At 71.3% G+C, this 15,465-nt stretch carries 11 protein-coding genes; 3 read left to right on the forward strand and 8 right to left on the reverse strand.

What is annotated here, in order from left to right:
• Positions 1-139: 139 nt before the first annotated feature.
• The 7 genes from ACZ56U_RS18535 to ACZ56U_RS18565 all read right to left on the reverse strand — a co-directional run bounded on the left by ACZ56U_RS18535 (position 140) and on the right by ACZ56U_RS18565 (position 10,298).
• A complete protein-coding gene (locus ACZ56U_RS18535) occupies positions 140-3,742 on the reverse strand; it encodes a DUF4082 domain-containing protein (protein WP_469085068.1) in 3,603 nt (1,200 codons plus the stop codon).
• 69 nt (positions 3,743-3,811) lie between these two features.
• The gene (locus tag ACZ56U_RS18540) at positions 3,812-4,930 is read right to left on the reverse strand and encodes a DegT/DnrJ/EryC1/StrS family aminotransferase (RefSeq protein WP_469085069.1); all 1,119 of its coding nucleotides are present in this window, start codon (positions 4,928-4,930) and stop codon (positions 3,812-3,814) included.
• Complete coding sequence (locus tag ACZ56U_RS18545; protein WP_469085070.1) at positions 4,927-5,616, reverse strand: acetyltransferase; 690 nt, start codon at positions 5,614-5,616, stop codon at positions 4,927-4,929. Before ACZ56U_RS18545 ends, ACZ56U_RS18540 begins: the two co-directional genes overlap by 4 nt.
• Complete coding sequence (locus ACZ56U_RS18550) at positions 5,613-6,752, reverse strand: DegT/DnrJ/EryC1/StrS family aminotransferase (protein ID WP_469085071.1); 1,140 nt, start codon at positions 6,750-6,752, stop codon at positions 5,613-5,615. The genes ACZ56U_RS18545 and ACZ56U_RS18550 overlap by 4 nt, the downstream gene beginning before the upstream one ends.
• Entirely contained in the window at positions 6,749-7,723 is a 975-nt protein-coding gene (locus ACZ56U_RS18555; RefSeq protein ID WP_469085072.1) for an NAD-dependent epimerase/dehydratase family protein, read from the reverse strand. The genes ACZ56U_RS18550 and ACZ56U_RS18555 overlap by 4 nt, the downstream gene beginning before the upstream one ends.
• Positions 7,724-7,779: 56 nt before the next feature.
• Positions 7,780-8,835, reverse strand: a complete 1,056-nt coding sequence (locus ACZ56U_RS18560) for a Gfo/Idh/MocA family protein (protein ID WP_469085073.1) — start codon at positions 8,833-8,835, stop codon at positions 7,780-7,782.
• Positions 8,836-8,858: 23 nt separating this feature from the next.
• Positions 8,859-10,298 (reverse strand): exopolysaccharide biosynthesis polyprenyl glycosylphosphotransferase, encoded by a 1,440-nt coding sequence (locus tag ACZ56U_RS18565; RefSeq protein WP_469085074.1) that lies wholly within the window; start codon positions 10,296-10,298, stop codon positions 8,859-8,861.
• A 246-nt stretch (positions 10,299-10,544) separates the two neighbouring features.
• On the opposite strand from ACZ56U_RS18565, the gene ACZ56U_RS18570 reads away from it, so the two are divergent.
• From ACZ56U_RS18570 to ACZ56U_RS18580, 3 genes are read left to right on the forward strand one after another with little or no spacing between them, the layout of a single operon-like run.
• Positions 10,545-11,399, forward strand: a complete 855-nt coding sequence (locus ACZ56U_RS18570; protein WP_469085075.1) for a glycosyltransferase family 2 protein — start codon at positions 10,545-10,547, stop codon at positions 11,397-11,399.
• A 25-nt stretch (positions 11,400-11,424) separates the two neighbouring features.
• On the forward strand, positions 11,425-12,852 hold the full coding sequence (locus ACZ56U_RS18575) for an MFS transporter (RefSeq protein WP_469085076.1): 1,428 nt from the start codon (positions 11,425-11,427) through the stop codon (positions 12,850-12,852).
• On the forward strand, positions 12,849-13,898 hold the full coding sequence (locus ACZ56U_RS18580) for a TolB family protein (protein WP_469085077.1): 1,050 nt from the start codon (positions 12,849-12,851) through the stop codon (positions 13,896-13,898). Before ACZ56U_RS18575 ends, ACZ56U_RS18580 begins: the two co-directional genes overlap by 4 nt.
• Before the next feature lie 10 nt (positions 13,899-13,908).
• Here the strand turns inward: ACZ56U_RS18580 and ACZ56U_RS18585 are convergent, their stop codons facing one another.
• The gene (locus ACZ56U_RS18585; protein WP_469085078.1) at positions 13,909-15,288 is read right to left on the reverse strand and encodes a glycoside hydrolase family 43 protein; all 1,380 of its coding nucleotides are present in this window, start codon (positions 15,286-15,288) and stop codon (positions 13,909-13,911) included.
• Positions 15,289-15,465: the final 177 nt, after the last annotated feature.

Raw genomic sequence — 15,465 nt, forward strand, 5'->3', positions numbered from 1 at the left:
GTGATGAGTTGGGGCGGGGGTTGCCGTTTTTGGCAGGGGGGGAGAAAAACCTGGGTTGGCTCCGCTGGGGGGCACCCCCTCCCCTGTTGTGGCTCCCCTCCGCCCCCGCCCCCCCCCACCACCGGTGGGTTCTGGTCGGTCAGTTCTTCTTCGTACGGACGGACTTGCTCGTGAGGCTCCAACTATGGGACGTGATCTCGTGCTGTTTGCCGTCCCTGGCCGTCGCCGTGACCCGGAACCTGGTGCCGTCCGGCAGCGGGGTGGTGAGGTGGACGGTCACCTTGTGGGTGGCCCGGTCGTAGGAGGCGACGGCGTCGGCCTTGAGCTTCCTGGCCTGTTCCGCCGTGGCGCCCGGCAGGACGGTCAGGGTCGCCTCGACCGAGGACGGCTCGGCCGAGGCGGGCACGGTCATCACCAGCGGGCTGTCCTGGTCCGCGGTGGACTCCACCGTGGACGAGGCCACCTCCGAGGTCCCCGGCGCCTGCGCGGCGCTGGGGTTGTCGGCGGTGAACAGCGGGCCCACCCAGTAGTTGGCGGAGCCGTAGGAACCGGTGGGGAAGGCCGTGGTGGCGCCGTACTTGTAGAGCCCGTTGTGGTGGGCGGTGGTGTCGGCGGTGGCGGTCAGCGGATACGACTGGTGGGCCGAGGCGAAGTAGCCGCCGTCCACCGCGTAGTTGCCGTTCGGCGCGTGGTAGGAGGCCACGTACGCGGTGCCCGCGGTGACAGCCACCGGCGTCGCGAAGGTCATCTGCTGCCAGCCGGACGCCGATTCGGCGGTGAAGGTCCCGGTGGCGAGCAGTGTGCCGTCGTCCGCCCAGAGGCTGCCGGTGTGGGTGCCGGTGTTGGTGGCGCCCTTGTAGAAGGTGACGCCGGTGATCCAGCCGTTCGCGGAGGAGGTGAACCGGGTGCCCAGCTCGACGGAGTTGGGGTCGCCGGTGACCGCGGTGGTGGCCGGCACCGTGGAGGGCTTCCACAGCGAGCACGGGCAGGTGACCGCGGGCGGGGTGGAGCTGGTGGTGAAGGACCAGGTCACCGGGTTCGCCATCGCGTTGCCCCAGACGTCGGAAGCCTGGACCGAGGCGGTGTAGGTGGTGTTGAGCTCCAGCTGCGACGACGGGGTGAAGGTGACCTCGTTCGCCGCGGGCAGGGTCTTGGCGCCCGGCACGCTGGTGCCGTCCGGTCGCTTCAGGGTGAAGGTCAGGTTGTCGGCGTCGATGGCCGCGCTGAAGTCGGCGGTCACCGGTGCCGTGATCGACACCCCGGTCGCCCCGGACTTCGGGGTGGTGGTGGTGACGGTGGGCGGGGTCGTGCTGGCGGTGGAGGTGTCCAGGACCACGTCGACCCAGTAGTTGCTGCCGCTGGACTGCGAGGACGGGAAGGCGCTGGTGGAGGTGTAGCGGTAGACGCCGTTGCCGCCGTCGGTGCCGGACTTCAGGGCGGTGAGCGGGGCGAGGCCCGCGTCGCTGCCCGAGAAGTAGCCGGCGTCGTAGGAGTATCCGCCGTTGGGGGCGAAGTACGAGGCGACGTACGTGGTGTTGGCCTTGACGCTGACCGGGGTGGCGAAGTTCAGCTGCTGCCAGCCGGAGGCGGTCTCGTTGGTGAAGGTGCCGGTGGCCAGGCGGGTGCCGGAGGCGCTCCACAGGCTGCCGGTGTGGGTGCCGGTGTTGGCGGGCGACTTGTAGAAGCGCACGCCGGTGATCGAACCGGCCACCGTGGTACGGATCTTGACGCCGATCTCCAGCGGTCCGCCGTCACCCGCGTTGACGGTGCCGGGGACGGCGGTGGCCGGCCAGATGGTGCAGGGGCAGGCCTGCGGCCCGACGGTGACCGGGATGGTGGTGACGGCGCCGATGTTGACGCTGTCGTCGACCGCGCGGACCTTGATGGAGGCCGGGCCGGGTGCCGTCGGGGTCCAGCTGTAGCTCCAGGACGTCAGGCCGGTGGCGGCCTTCCAGGTCGTTCCCCCGTCGGTGGAGATCTCCACGCGGGCCACCACTCCCCCGCCCGAGTCGGTGGCGGTGCCCTTGATGGTGACCGGCTTGAGCGCCGGGACGGTGGCTCCGCCCGCCGGGCTGGAGACGGTGATGGCCGGGCCCGTGGAGTCGGTGGAGGCGGTGGCGGCGACGAGGTTGGTCTGCCGGGTCAGCGGCTGGACGCCCATGTCGGCGAGGACGTTCACGGTCGCCTGCTGCATCCGGATGTCCTCGGTGACCACCACGTCATCGGGGTCGTACGTCGGCAGGTTGGTCAGGCCCCACGACCACTGCACGGTGCCGGCCCCGAAGACCAGGGCCCCGGAGTCCTGGTCGCGGAACTCCACGAGGTTGTGCGTGGCGGTGCCGTTGCCGTACATGTTGCCCCAGTCGAGCCGGAGCTTGCCGTCGTCGATGTCGACCGTCGTGGAGGACAGGTGGATCGCCCCGGCGGGGCGGGTGCTGTTGTCGAGGTCGCTGTCCCACTCGTAGCCGAGGGTGCCGGCCGGGAAGGTCGCGGTCTGGCCCGAGGTGAGGTTCGCGATGGAGGTGTTGCGCCAGATCCGGTTCCTGCCGTACGAGCCGGGCACGGTGATGGCGTCGGCGCGGTAGCCGTTCACGGTGAACATGGAGCCGGTGAGGATGTTCGGCGGCTGGTAGGGCTGGCCGTACTCGGTGCTCTTGGGGTCCATCCAGGTGCCGGTCCACTCGCCACTGGGATCGGCGACGCCGTTGTTCTGCACCATCTTGGTCATCTTGTAGCAGACCATGGTGCGGCCGGCGGTGTTGGCGCCGTCGATGCTCGGGGTCAGACGGGTCTTCCAGAACACCTCGTTGCCGCTGAAGAAGGCCTGCCGGACACCGGCCTTGCGGGCCGCGAGGACGTTGCTGTACTGGTTCTGCGTCCAGTACTCGTCATGCCCGGAGGACAGGTACACCTTGTGTTTCTTCAGCAGGGTGGCACCGTTGTTCGACACGTCCACGCCGGAGAGGTAGCTGACGTCGTAGCCGTTGCGTTCCAGCCAGGACAGCATCATGAACTCGGAGCCGTAGATGCCGTTGTCGCCGCCGATGTCCAACGGCCGGTTGTAGCTGACCTCGTAGGCACGGCCGTCGGGCGCGGGTCCGGCGCCGCCGTAGAGGTCCTGGCCGCCGTAGTCGTTGTACGCCTGCCAGGTCTGGTCGCTGGTCTGCACGACGATGTCGGAGGTGCTGGCGTCCTTGCGGACGACGAACGGGTACGGCATCAGGCCGTCGCCGTTCGTCTGGGTCAGGTTCGCGATGTAGAGGCCGGAGACGGCGTCGCCGGGCACCGTCCAGGTCGCGGTCACCGGCCAGTTGCCGCAGTCGACCAGCCCGGTGGCCGCCTTGGTGGTGCAACCGGCGGGGTTGTTGGTGTAGTTGGCCGGGTAGGTCACGGCCGCCTGGGCGGCGGTGGAGATCTGGCGGGCGCCGTCGCCGCCGTACCAGCCGAGCCGGTAGATCTGGATCTGGTACGGGGTCTTCGACTGGATCTTGAACTGGACGGTGTCGCCCGCCTGGACGCTCTCCTTGGTGGTGAACCCCTTGATGTCACCGTAGGAGTTGGGCGAGTACCAGTCGGACATGGGGCTGCCCGCCTTGGAGTTCTCGCAGACGATCGGGTTCGAGCCCGACCCGCACGGGTCGGACGCCGCCTGGGCCGTCCCCACCTGCGGGAGCACCGCCCAGACCATTGCCGCGACGACGGCGAGGCGCCCGCCCCGGAGCCGTCTGCTCCATCTGTTCATATGTACCTCTCAGCGGTGCTGTGCAGGAGCGCCCCGTGAAGTCGGGGTGGAGCGTGGGACCGTGACGGGTCAGGCGCGCAGCGCGTGGGTGAGCGTGTCCACGACGCGCTGCTGCTGGTCGGGGGTGATCTGCGGGTAGAGCGGGAGCGACAGGATCCGGTCCGCCGTGCGCTCGGCGTGCGGGAAGTCGCCCCGGGCGTACCCGAGATGACGGTAGGCCGGGGTGAGGTGGACCGGTGCGGGGTAGTGCACCCCGGCGCCGATGCCCTCGGCGTTGAGCTTGCCGACCACGTCGTCGCGGTCCGCGTCGGCGACCTGGACGACGTAGAGGTGCCAGACGTGGACGTTGCCGGGTTCGGTCACCGGGAGCACGACGCGTCCGGTGGCCGCCAGATCGGCGAGCAGGGTGTCGTAGCGGGCGGCGGCCGCGCGCCGTGCCGCGTTGCCGTCCGCCAGCCGGGCCAGCTTCGCCCGCAGCACGACGGCCTGGAGCCCGTCCAGTCGGCTGTTGAAGCCGGGTACGTCGTGACGGTACTTGGCGACACCGCCGTGGTTGCCGATCGCCCGCGTCAGCGCGGCCGCGTCCTCGTCGTCGGTCAGCACGGCGCCCGCGTCGCCGTAGGCGCCCAGGTTCTTGCCCGGGTAGAAGCTGGTGGCGGCGATCCGGCCGCTGCCCGGGGTGCGGCCGTCGCGGCTCGCGCCCTGGCACTGGGCGGCGTCCTCGACGATCCGTACCCGCTCGGGCAGGTGGCCCGAGAACGCGGTGATGTCGGCCATCTGCCCGTACAGGTGCACGGGGACCACCGCGCGGGTGGCCGGTCCGACCGCGTCCAGTGCCGCCTGCGGGTCGAGCAGGTAGCTGTCGGGCCGGCAGTCGGCGAGGACCGGTCGTGCTCCGGTCCGCGCGACCGCGCCCGCGGTGGCGATGAAGGTGTTGGCGGGCACGACGACCTCGTCGCCGGGCCCGACCCCGCGTGCGCGCAGGGCGAGTTCGAGGGCGTCGGTGCCGTTGGCGACCCCCACGCAGTGCGCGACCCCGCCGAAGTCGGCGTACTCGCGCTCGAACCCGCGGACCTCGTCGCCGCCGACGAACGCGGTGTCGGCCAGCACCCGGTCGAATCCGGCCCGTACCTCGTAGGCGACCTCCTCATGGGCCGCCTTGAGGTCCACCAGCGGTATCCGGTTCATGTCAGCGGTCCCCCCACTGTCGGTGTCGCGAGTTCGTCCAGCGCGGGCGTGCCCGCCTCCCGCAGCCGTCGGGCCGGGCTCCCCACCCAGACCTCGCCCGGCGGTACGTCGCCGAGCACACTGCTCCCCATGCCGATCTGCGACCAGGCGCCGACCGTCGTGCCCTCCCTGACCAGAGCGCCGGCGCCCACATAGGCACCCCGCTCCAGGCGGACGCCCCCGCCCAGGCGGACGCCCGAGGTGAGGGTGGCGTAGTCCTCGACCACGTCGTCGTGGGTGAGGACGACGTGCGGCATCACCGCGACATGCGCGCCCACCCGTACGGCGGCGGTCAGCACGCAGTGCGCGAGGAGCACCGAGCCGGGCCCGATCCGCGAGGTCGCCGAGACCGCCGCCGTCGGGTGGACCACGGTGGCGTAGCGCTCCACGGGCAGGCCGAGGCGGCGGACCAGGCGGGCCCGGGCCGCGTAGTCCCGCGGGTTGCCGACGCAGATCACCGCGAGGGCCCCGGGCAGGTCGTGGACCAGGTCGCAGCCGCCGAGGACGGGTACGCCGTCCACCTCGGTGCCGTGCAGATCCGCGTTGTCGTCGAGGTGCCCGAGCAGGTCGAACTCGTCCGTGTCCACCACGGCCTGCGCGGCCTCCCGGGCGAACCCGCCCGCTCCGACGATGACAAGTCCGGTCATCCGCGGGCCTGTTCGCGCAGCGCGGCGACGACACGGTCCTGCTGGGCCTCGGTCATCGTGTGGAACAGCGGAAGGATCAGCGAGGCGCCGCTGATCCGCTCGGTGACCGGCAGCGGCCCGCTCGGGTGGTCCGCGTAGGCGGGTTCGAGGTGCGCGGCCATGATCCCGCGGCGGGCGGAGACCCCGTCCTCGGCGAGCGCGGCGAGCAGGGCGTCCCGGCCGACGGGGAAGTCCTCGGCGAGCAGTACCCAGTACGACTGGAAGTTGCTCTGGCCGTGCGCGGGATCCTCCACCGGGGTGAGGCCCGGGACGTCGCGCAGCAACGCGTCGTAGCGCGCGGCGAGTTCGCGGCGGCGGGCGATCATCGCGTCGAGCTTGCCGAGCTGGACCAGTCCGACGGCGGCCTGGATGTCGGTCATCCGGTAGTTGAAGCCGACCTCCAAGTACCGTTCCAGAACGGGCTGGTTGCTCGCGTGCCGCTCCGCCGCGGAGGCGTTCATGCCGTGCTCGCGCAGCCGGCGCAGGCGTGTGGCCCACTCGGCGTCGTCGGTGGTGACCATGCCGCCCTCGCCGGTGGTGACGAGCTTGCGGGGGTGGAAGGACCAGGCGGCGAGCAGCGCGCCGTGCCCCACGGGCTTGCCGCCGGCGGTCGAGCCGATGGCGCAGGCCGCGTCCTCGACCAGCGGCAGGTCCCACTCGGCGCAGGCGGCGCGCAGGGCGTGCACGTCGGCCGGTACGCCGCCCTGGTGGACGGCGAGGACGGCCCTGGTGCGCGGGGTGCGGGCCGCGTCGATCGTGGCCGGGGTGAGGTTGCCGGTGGCGAGGTCGACGTCGGCGAAGACCGGCTCGGCACCGACGTACCGTACGGCGTTGGCGGTGGCGATGAACGACAGCGAGGGCACCACGACCTCGTCCCCGGCGCCCAGCCCGAGGGCGACGAGCGACAGGTGCAGGGCGGTGGTGCAGGAGCTGACCGCGACGGCGTGCTCGGCGCCCACCCGCTCGGCGAAGGCCCGCTCGAAGGCGGCGACCCGGGGTCCCTGGGCCACCCAGCCGGACAGCACCGCCTCGGAGGCTGCCTGGGCCTCCTCCTCGCCGAGCCAGGGGATCATCACCGGGATGCGGTCGGTGGTCACCGGGCGGCCTCCCGCTCGGCGCGCCACCACTGGACCAGGTCCTTCAGGCCCGTGCGCAGGTCGATCTCCGCGGTGAAGCCGAGCAGTTCGGCCGCGTGGGTGGTGTCGGCGAGCCGGCGCACCACCGAGTTCACCGAGCGGGCGGGCCCGTGCACGGGCTCCAACCCCTCGGCGCCCATGGCCTCCAGCAGTCCGTCGGCGAGTTCGCGCAGCGAGGTCTCGGTACCGCTGGCCACGTTGAACACCTCGTCGGTGACGTCCGACTCGGCGGCCAGGATGTTGGCCCTGGCGATGTCGCGGACGTCGACGAAGTCCATGGTCTGGGTGCCGTCGCCGAGGATCAGCGGCGGCTCGCCCGCCTCGATGCGCTCCATCCAGCGGATGAGCACCTCGGTGTAGAGGCCGTGGATGTCCATCCGGGGGCCGTAGACGTTGAAGTAGCGCAGCGCCACGTAGTCGAGCCCGTACATGGCGTGGAAGCTGCGCAGCATGCCCTCGTTGAAGGCTTTGGCCGCGCCGTAGAAGGTGTCGTTGTTGTAGGCGTGGTGGCGCTCGGTGGTCGGGAAGACCTCGGCCATGCCGTAGACGGACGCCGAGGAGGAGGCGATCACCCTGCCGACGCCTGCCGCGGCCGCCGCCTCCAGCACGTTGAAGGTGCCGTCGACCAGCACCTCGTTGGCGAGCCGGGGCTCCTCCGCGCACTGGGTGATGCGGATCGCGGCCAGGTGGAACACCAGGTCGGCGCCCTCGGTGACCTTCTTCACGGTGTCGACGTCCCGGACGTCGCCCTCGACGACCTCCACCACGCCGCTGGGCAGGGCCTTCGCGAGGTTGGCCCGGCGCCCGCGCACGAAGTTGTCGAGTACGACGATCTCGCGGGCGCCGCCCTCGGCCAGCAGGTCGACCAGATGGGAGCCGATGGTGCCCGCTCCCCCGGTGACCAGGATCTTCTTGCCACGTAGGCTGCTCAACTGCTGTGCCCTCTCGGTGAATTGCCCGCGCTGACGCACAGCCGGGCCTGACGGGCTCAACGCCCGGCGCGCAGGCCGACGACCGCGCCCTTGAACTCGAGACTCCGGGACGCCGCCTCGAGGATGTCCAGCACCCTCAGGCCCGCCCGTCCGTCGGTCAGCGGCGGCCTCTTCTCGCCGACGGCCGCGGCGAACTCGTCGACCATGCTGCGCAGCGCTTCCTTCTCGCCGATCGCGGGCGCGACCATGTCGCCGGAGCGGTACGAGATGAGCATCTCCCGGCGCTCGTCCACGCCGATCTCCTGCGGTGCGGCCATGTCCACGCCCCGGTCGTAGACCGACACCCGTTGCAGCGGGTTGAGGTCGTCCCAGAGCAGGGTGCGCTTGGAACCGCCCACCATGGTGGTGCGCACCTTGGTCGGCGACAGCCAGTTGACGTGCACGTGGGCGATGGCCCCGGTGTTGAGCGTCAGCGTCAGATAGGCGACGCAGGCCTGTCCGGCGCCGATCGGGTCGGCTCCGTGGGCGGCGACGGCGACCGGTTCGACGCCCGCGGGGAGGATGAAGTCCAGGATGGACAGGTCGTGCGGGGCCAGGTCCCACAGGACGTCGATGTCCTTCTGGACGAGGCCGAGGTTGATCCGGACCGAGTCGACGAAGTGGATCTCGCCGAGTTCGCCCGAGTGGACCATGTCCCTGATCCGGCCCACGGCGGGCGTGTAGCAGTAGGTGTGGTCGCACATCAGGGTGAGCCCGCGCTCCGCCGCCTCGGCCACCAGGCGCTGCCCGTCGGCGTAGGTCGCGGCGAGGGGCTTCTCCACCAGGACGTGCTTGCCGGCGCGCAGCGCGGCCAGGGCGATGTCGAGGTGGGTGCCGGCGGGCGTGGCCACGGCGACCGCGTCGACGGCGGGGTCGGCGAGGACGGCGGCGTAGTCCGCGGTGGGCTGGACGGTCGAGTAGCCGCCGAGGACGCGCTGGGCCCGCTCCACGTCGAGGTCGCACAGCCAGCGCAGCCGGAAGCGGTCGCTGGCCTGGAAGTTGCGTACGAGGTTGGGGCCCCAGTAGCCCGCCCCGACGACCGCGACCCCCAACGGCTCCGTGGCAGGCGTCACTTGAGTCCTCTTCCGTCGGTCCATCAGTAGGCCCCCGTTCCGCGCACCACGGCGGAACCGGTGCGCGCCAGGATCGACAGGTCCAGGCCCATCGACCAGTTGTCCACGTATCCGAGGTCGAGCCGGACCGCCTCGTCCCAGGGCAGGTCGGAGCGGCCGCTCACCTGCCACAGTCCGGTGAGGCCGGGCTTGACGAGCAGCCGCCGTTTGACCTCCGGCGCGTACTCCTCCACCTCCTCGGGCAGGGACGGGCGGGGGCCGACCAGCGCCATGTGTCCGCCGAGCACGTTGAGCAGCTGCGGCAGTTCGTCGAGCGAGGTGCGGCGCAGGAAGGAGCCGACGCGGGTGATCCGCGGGTCCCCCTTCACCTTGAACAGCAGTCCGTCGCTGTTCTGGTTGAGGTGCTCCAACTCGGCCCGCAGCGACTCGGAGTCGGGTCGCATCGTGCGGAACTTCAGCATGGTGAAGTGGTCGCCGAACCGGCCCACCCGCTGCTGGCGGAAGAGGGCGGGTCCGGAGCTGTCCAGCCGGACGATCAGGGCGATCATCAGCATGGGCAGGGCGAGGAGCAGCAGGAGCACGCCCGCGAGCGTGCGGTCCACCAGTTCCTTGGGCAGCCGGGCGGCCGGGGAGAGGTTCGGCGCCTTGACGCGTACCAGCGGCACGCCGCCGGTGGGCCGTACCGCGAGGCGGGAGGCGGAGACGTCGGCCAGGACCGGTGCCAGCAGGAAGTCGACGCCCTGCACGGCGGCGGTCCAGGACATCCGGCGCAGCACGGAGGCGTCGAACTCGGGCGCGGGCAGCGCCACCACGGTGCCGATGCCCAGGGCGCGGATGACGTCGTCCATGGTGTCGACGCCGCCGAGGACGGGGAGCCCGAGGCGGCGGATCTCGGCCGCGTTCTGCGGGTCGCTCAGGCACACTCCGGCGGCCCGCAGCTCCTGCACGCCGCCCCGCCGCAGTACGGCGACCAGGTCCACGATGCCGCGTGAGGGCCCGACCAGGAGTGTCGCGCTCTGCCCGCGGGCCCGGGCCCAGCGGCGGTGCAGTCGGCGGCGCAGGGCGTACCGCGCGAGCAGGGCGAACGCGGCTGCCGGTAGCGCGGCCATGGTCATGTCATGGAACAGACCCGAATCGCGGGTGAACGACCAGTGCGCGACCGCCGCCAGCGCGGGCAGCGCGACGGCCCCCCGGAGCACCCGTCGGTACTCCTCGGTCCCCAGCCCCAAGGCGCTGCGGTCGTAGGACCGGTGGACAATCATGGCGACGATCCAGGTCGGGGGAAGCACCAGGGCCACCGCCCAGCGGCCGTAGACCGCGTGGATCACGAACGCCGCGACCGTGGCGGCGACGCCGTCCGTGACCAGGAGCACCAACCGGTACTTCTGTTCCCACGGTCTTCGACGGCCTTGCGGAGTTCGACGGTCCACAACCAGCTGCTCATGCGTGACCTCAATGGTCATGCGCCCCCCACCACATGCGCGGTTACCCCTGACCGAACACCGATGTGCCCCCGGCACAGCGGCTGATGAAAGAAAGAAGCCCCAGCGGTTCCCCAACCGCCCCATGTCCCCTGCATGTTGGCCGATGCCTCGCGATCCCCACCCAAACCCGCTCGGCGGCCCTCAATCTAGACCACCGAACACAGTCACGGGAACAGTTGGACGAAACACACATCGCGTTAGTGATATCGACTGCATACTGCCCAGGTGACGAGCATCGTGATCCCGGCCCACAACGAAGCGCAAGTCATCGGCCGGCTCCTCGACGCCCTTCTGGCCGATTCCGCATCCCGCGCTGACGGGACCGACATCGTGGTCGTCTGCAACGGCTGCACGGACGACACCGCGCGGGTCGCGGCCGAACGGGGCCCGCACGTACGGGTGGTGGAGATCCCCACCCCCTCCAAGCACGCCGCCCTGCGGACGGGGGACGAGCACGCCCGGGGCTTTCCGCGCGTCTACGTGGACGCCGACGTGGTGATCACGCACGCCGACGTCCGCGCCCTCACCGAGCCCCTGGAGGACGCCACGTCCGGCATCCTCGCCACCGCACCGGAACGGCACATCCCACTGGACGCCTGCGCGTGGCGGGTGCGGTGCTACTACCGGGTGTGGCAGCAACTCCCGGCGGTACGCGCGGGGTTGTTCGGCCGGGGTGTCATCGCGGTCTCGAAGGCCGGGCACGCCCGCATCACCGCACTGCCGCCGCTGATGGCGGACGACCTGGCGGCGTCGCTCGCGTTCGGCCCCGAGGAGCGGCGGGTGGTCGAGTCGGCCCGCGTCGTGGTCCGCCCGCCACGCACCTGGCCGGATCTGATCAGGCGTCGGATCAGGGCCGCGGTCTCCACCGCCCAGGTCGAGCAGCACCAGCGACCGGAGGAGGCGACGGCCCGCACCAGCAAGGCGGATCTCACCGCCCTGCTGCGCGCACAGCCCAGGCTCCTCGGCAGCGTCGTGGTCTTCGTCGCCGCGGCCGTCGTCGCCCGGCGCAAGGCCGCGAAGGCCGTCGCGGCACAGGACTTCGGCACCTGGCTGCGGGACGAGAGCAGCCGGCAGAACTGAACGCACCGCACCTGGAGTTCCGGACATGTACCTCACCGACCGCGCCGCGCCCGCCGGGGCGGAGCCCGAACGGGACCGAAGACGCGGCCCGCGCCCCCGGGTCGCCCCGGTCGTGCTCGTGCTGGGCACGGTCAGCCTGATCACCGACATCTCCTCGGAGATGGTCACCGCCGTCCTGCCGCTCTACCTCGTCACCACCCTCGGCTTCAGCCCGCTCGGCTTCGGCGCCCTCGACGGCGTCTACAACGGCGTCAGCGCGCTGGTGCAGCTCACCGGCGGCCACCTCGCGGACCGGGTGCGCGACCACAAGCTGATCGCCGGGCTCGGCTACGGCCTGTCCGCCCTGTGCAAACCCCTGCTCCTGCTGGCGAGCAGCATCGGCGCCCTCGGCACCGTCCTCGCCCTGGACCGCACCGGCAAGGGCCTGCGCACCGCCCCGCGCGACGCGCTGATCTCCCTGTCCACACCGCCCGAGAGGCAGGGCCGCGCCTTCGGCGTCCACCGGGCGATGGACACCACCGGCGCGATGCTCGGCCCCTTGGCCGCGTTCCTCATCCTGAGCGCGGCCGCCGACGGCTACGACGCGGTCTTCGGCGTCAGCGCGTGCGTCGCGGTGCTCGGCGTGGTGGTGCTGATGCTGTTCGTCCCCGGCCGACGACAGAGTGCGGCACCGGGGTCCGCGAGCTCCGGGGACCCAGGGCCGACGGGCGGCAGACCGCCCGTGCAGAGCGCGACACCACGGTCCGCGGGCTTCGAGGGCCCACGTTCGGCGGGCGGCAGACCGCCCGTGCACAGCGCGGCACCACCGTCCGCGAGCTCCGGGGACCCAGGGCCGACGGGCGGCAGACCGCCAGTGCGGATGCGGGAGGCGCTGGCGCTGCTGCGTCTCCCCCGGCTGCGGGCCTTGGCCGGGTGCGCCGCCCTGCTGGGCCTGACTACCGTCAGCGACGCCTTCGTCTACCTGCTCCTCCAGCGGCGCGCGAGCCTCGACGAGGGCTGGTTCCCGCTCCTGCCGCTCGGTACCGCCGTGGTGTTCCTGCTACTGGCCGTGCCGCTGGGCACACTCGCCGACCGGATCGGGCGGCACACCGTGTTCCTCGCGGGACACGCGGCGCTGCTCACCGCCTACGCCCTGCTGCTGTGGGCCCCGGACACCCCCGCCCTGCCCTTCGCCGTCCTCGGCCTGCACGGGCTCTTCTACGCCGCGACGGACGGGGTGCTCCCCGCCGCCCTGGCCGCCACCGTGCCGGAGCACCTGCGGGCCAGCGGTCTCGCCATCGTCGGCACCAGCCAGGCGCTGGCCCGTTTCTGCTGCTCGCTGGCGTTCGGTGCCGCCTGGACGGTGTGGGGCGACGGACCGGCGCTGGCCGGCTCGGCGGTCGGACTGCTGTGCTGCGCCGCCCTCGCGGGCCTGATGCTGAGGCCGAGCCCGCGAAGGGGCGGGACCAGATGACCACGACAGCCACAAGGAACCAGATGACATCGCTGCGCCGCCGCCTGATCGTTCTCGTCACGGCGGTCCTGCTGCTCGCCGGCGTGGCCACCGGCATGGTGCTGCACGCCGCCGACCGCGCGGACCAGAAGAACCGGCCGCAGGCGGGCGGACCCGCGTTCAACGGCGGCAAGTTGACGCTGGGTCAGAAGGATCGACTGATGTTCGTCAACGCCGCTCCCGGCCCGCACCGCACGGCCGTCGCCGCCGTGCCGTCGAACGAGCCGAGGAGCGGACGCACCGCCTCGGACCTGAAGTGCGCGCGCTTCTACGCGGCGGCCGGCACCGGCGTCTGCCTCCAGTCCGACACCGGCGTCCTCAAGCAGAACAACCGCGCCCTGCTGCTCGACGCCGACCTGAACACCCGGCACACCTACGCGCTCGCCGGCACCCCCAGCCGCGCCCGGGTCTCGCCCAGCGGCCGCTTCGTCGCCTGGACGGTCTTCGTCTCCGGCGAGTCCTACGCCTCCGCGTACTTCTCCACCCGGACCTCGGTCCTGGACACCCGCACCATGAAGCTGACGCCCAGCCTGGAGACGTTCTCCATCGTCAAGGACGGCACGCCCTACCGCGCGGCGGACGTCAACTTCTGGGGCGTGACCTTCGCCAAGGACGACGACACCTTCTACGCCACCCTCAACACCGCCAACAGCACCTACCTGGTGCGCGGTTCGCTCTCCCGGCGGACGGTGACCACCCTCGCGGAGAACGTGGAGTGCCCGTCACTGTCGCCCGACGAGACCAGGGTCGTCTTCAAGAAGCGGGTCCTGTCGAACGCCGCGCTGTGGCGCGAGTACGTCCTGGACCTCAGGACCCGGAAGCAGACGCCGCTGGCCGAGCGCCACAGCGTCGACGACCAGGCCACCTGGCTGGACGACGACACCGTGGCCTACGCCCTGCCCGCCGACGGCAAGGTCGGCAGCAGCGACCTGTGGAGCGTGCCCGCCGACGGCACGGGCACGCCCCGTCTGCTCATCGCCGGCGCCTCGTCACCGGCGCCGCTGTAGACCCGGCGGCTCAGGCCCAGGCGGTCACCGGCACGAAGGAGCTGTCCTGCCGGAAGAGGTCCGTGCCGTTCGAACGCTCCACCCGTAGCTGGTAGTTGTAGTGGCGCAGGTAGTACCCGGGGTAGTTGTACGACTCGAACCTGATCGAGCCGCTCGCCGAGCCGGTGCGGGCGACGAAGGTGGCGTCCTTGGCGAAGGTCGAGGTGCCGTCGTTCGCGTCGAAGCGGGCGCGGTAGTCCCAGTGGCGCAGATAGTTCCCGGCCGAGTCCCGGAACGAGTAGCCATTGGCATCCGCGAGGCCCGCCACGACCGTGAAGGTCGATGCCGTCTTCTCGGCCGAGGTGCTGGAGCTGGTCACCACCGGCAGGTTGAGCAGGGAGGACTGCGACTGCCAGTAGCGGGTGGAGTAGTTGCCCGACCGGAAGGAGCGCGTGACGTTCTTCGCCAGTGCCGGACCGCCGGACACGGTCTCCTTGATGACCGTGAAGTGGCGGGCCGTACCGGAGACCACGGGCAGGGCCGCGGGGGCGGACCAGGTGGCGAACGTGTCGTAGCTGTCGCTGTAGTAGTAGTTGCCGTCGCCGTAGCCGTCGAAGAACAGCCGCCAGGCGCCGTTGTCGAGCTGCACCAGCGCCGGGCCCTCCCGGTAGCTGCCCCAGCCGGCCCAGTTGCCGGTCCTGGTGATGGTGTAGGGGCCGGCGAGGCTGGTCGCGGTGCCGTACTCGATGTACTTGGTCGTCTCGTTCTTGGTGAACGCGTGGTACGTCGAGCCGATCCTCACGATGAACGTGTCGATGTGGTTCTTGCCGATGCCCGCCAGGGCCACCGGTGAACTCCAGGCGGTCAGACCCGAGTTCGTCGCCTTCAGCAGGTACGGGGTGAAGATCCACTCGTCGTCGGTGGTGGAGCAGGACACGATGACGTTGACGCTGCCGTCGCTGTCGACGAACCACTCCGGCGCCCAGGCCCGCGAGAGATTGGCGAGGGGGACCGTGTAGTCGTACAGGAAGGTCCAGTTGACCCGGTCGGAGCTGCGGGCGAAGCCGATGGTGGTGCTGACGTCCTGCCAGGTGTGGGTGGTGTAGGTGATGTAGTAGTAGCCGTTGGTGTGCTTGAAGATGCTGGCGTCGCGGATGCGGTTGGCCGGCGGGGTGAACGCGGAGGACTTCACCAGCCGGAAGTCGAGGGCGTCGTCCGACTGGTAGACGTTGACCGTGCCGTCGTCGCTGTTGAGGAACGGCACGATCGTGTACCGGGTCGCGGAGCCGCTGGGCGGGGCGGCGGCGTGGGCGGCGCCGGGGAGCTCACCGAGCAGGACGGCCGAGGCGGGCAGGGCCGCCATCGCGCGCAACAGGGTACGACGGGACGGCTTGGGGGGTCGTGTGGTCACGGGCGGCTCTCCCTCGGGCACAACGCGGCTCTCGCGTCCGAAATACCGAACTCAGTTCGGAAAGTCGATCAGAAGGTAGGGGTGGGACGGAATCGCGTCAATGGTTTGCGCAGGACCGCAGAGCGCAGTGGGCTCGCTGTGCCGTACGCCCGGATCCGGTGGCTGGATCCGGTCCGG

Source organism: Streptomyces sp. NPDC034103 (genome assembly GCF_055575395.1).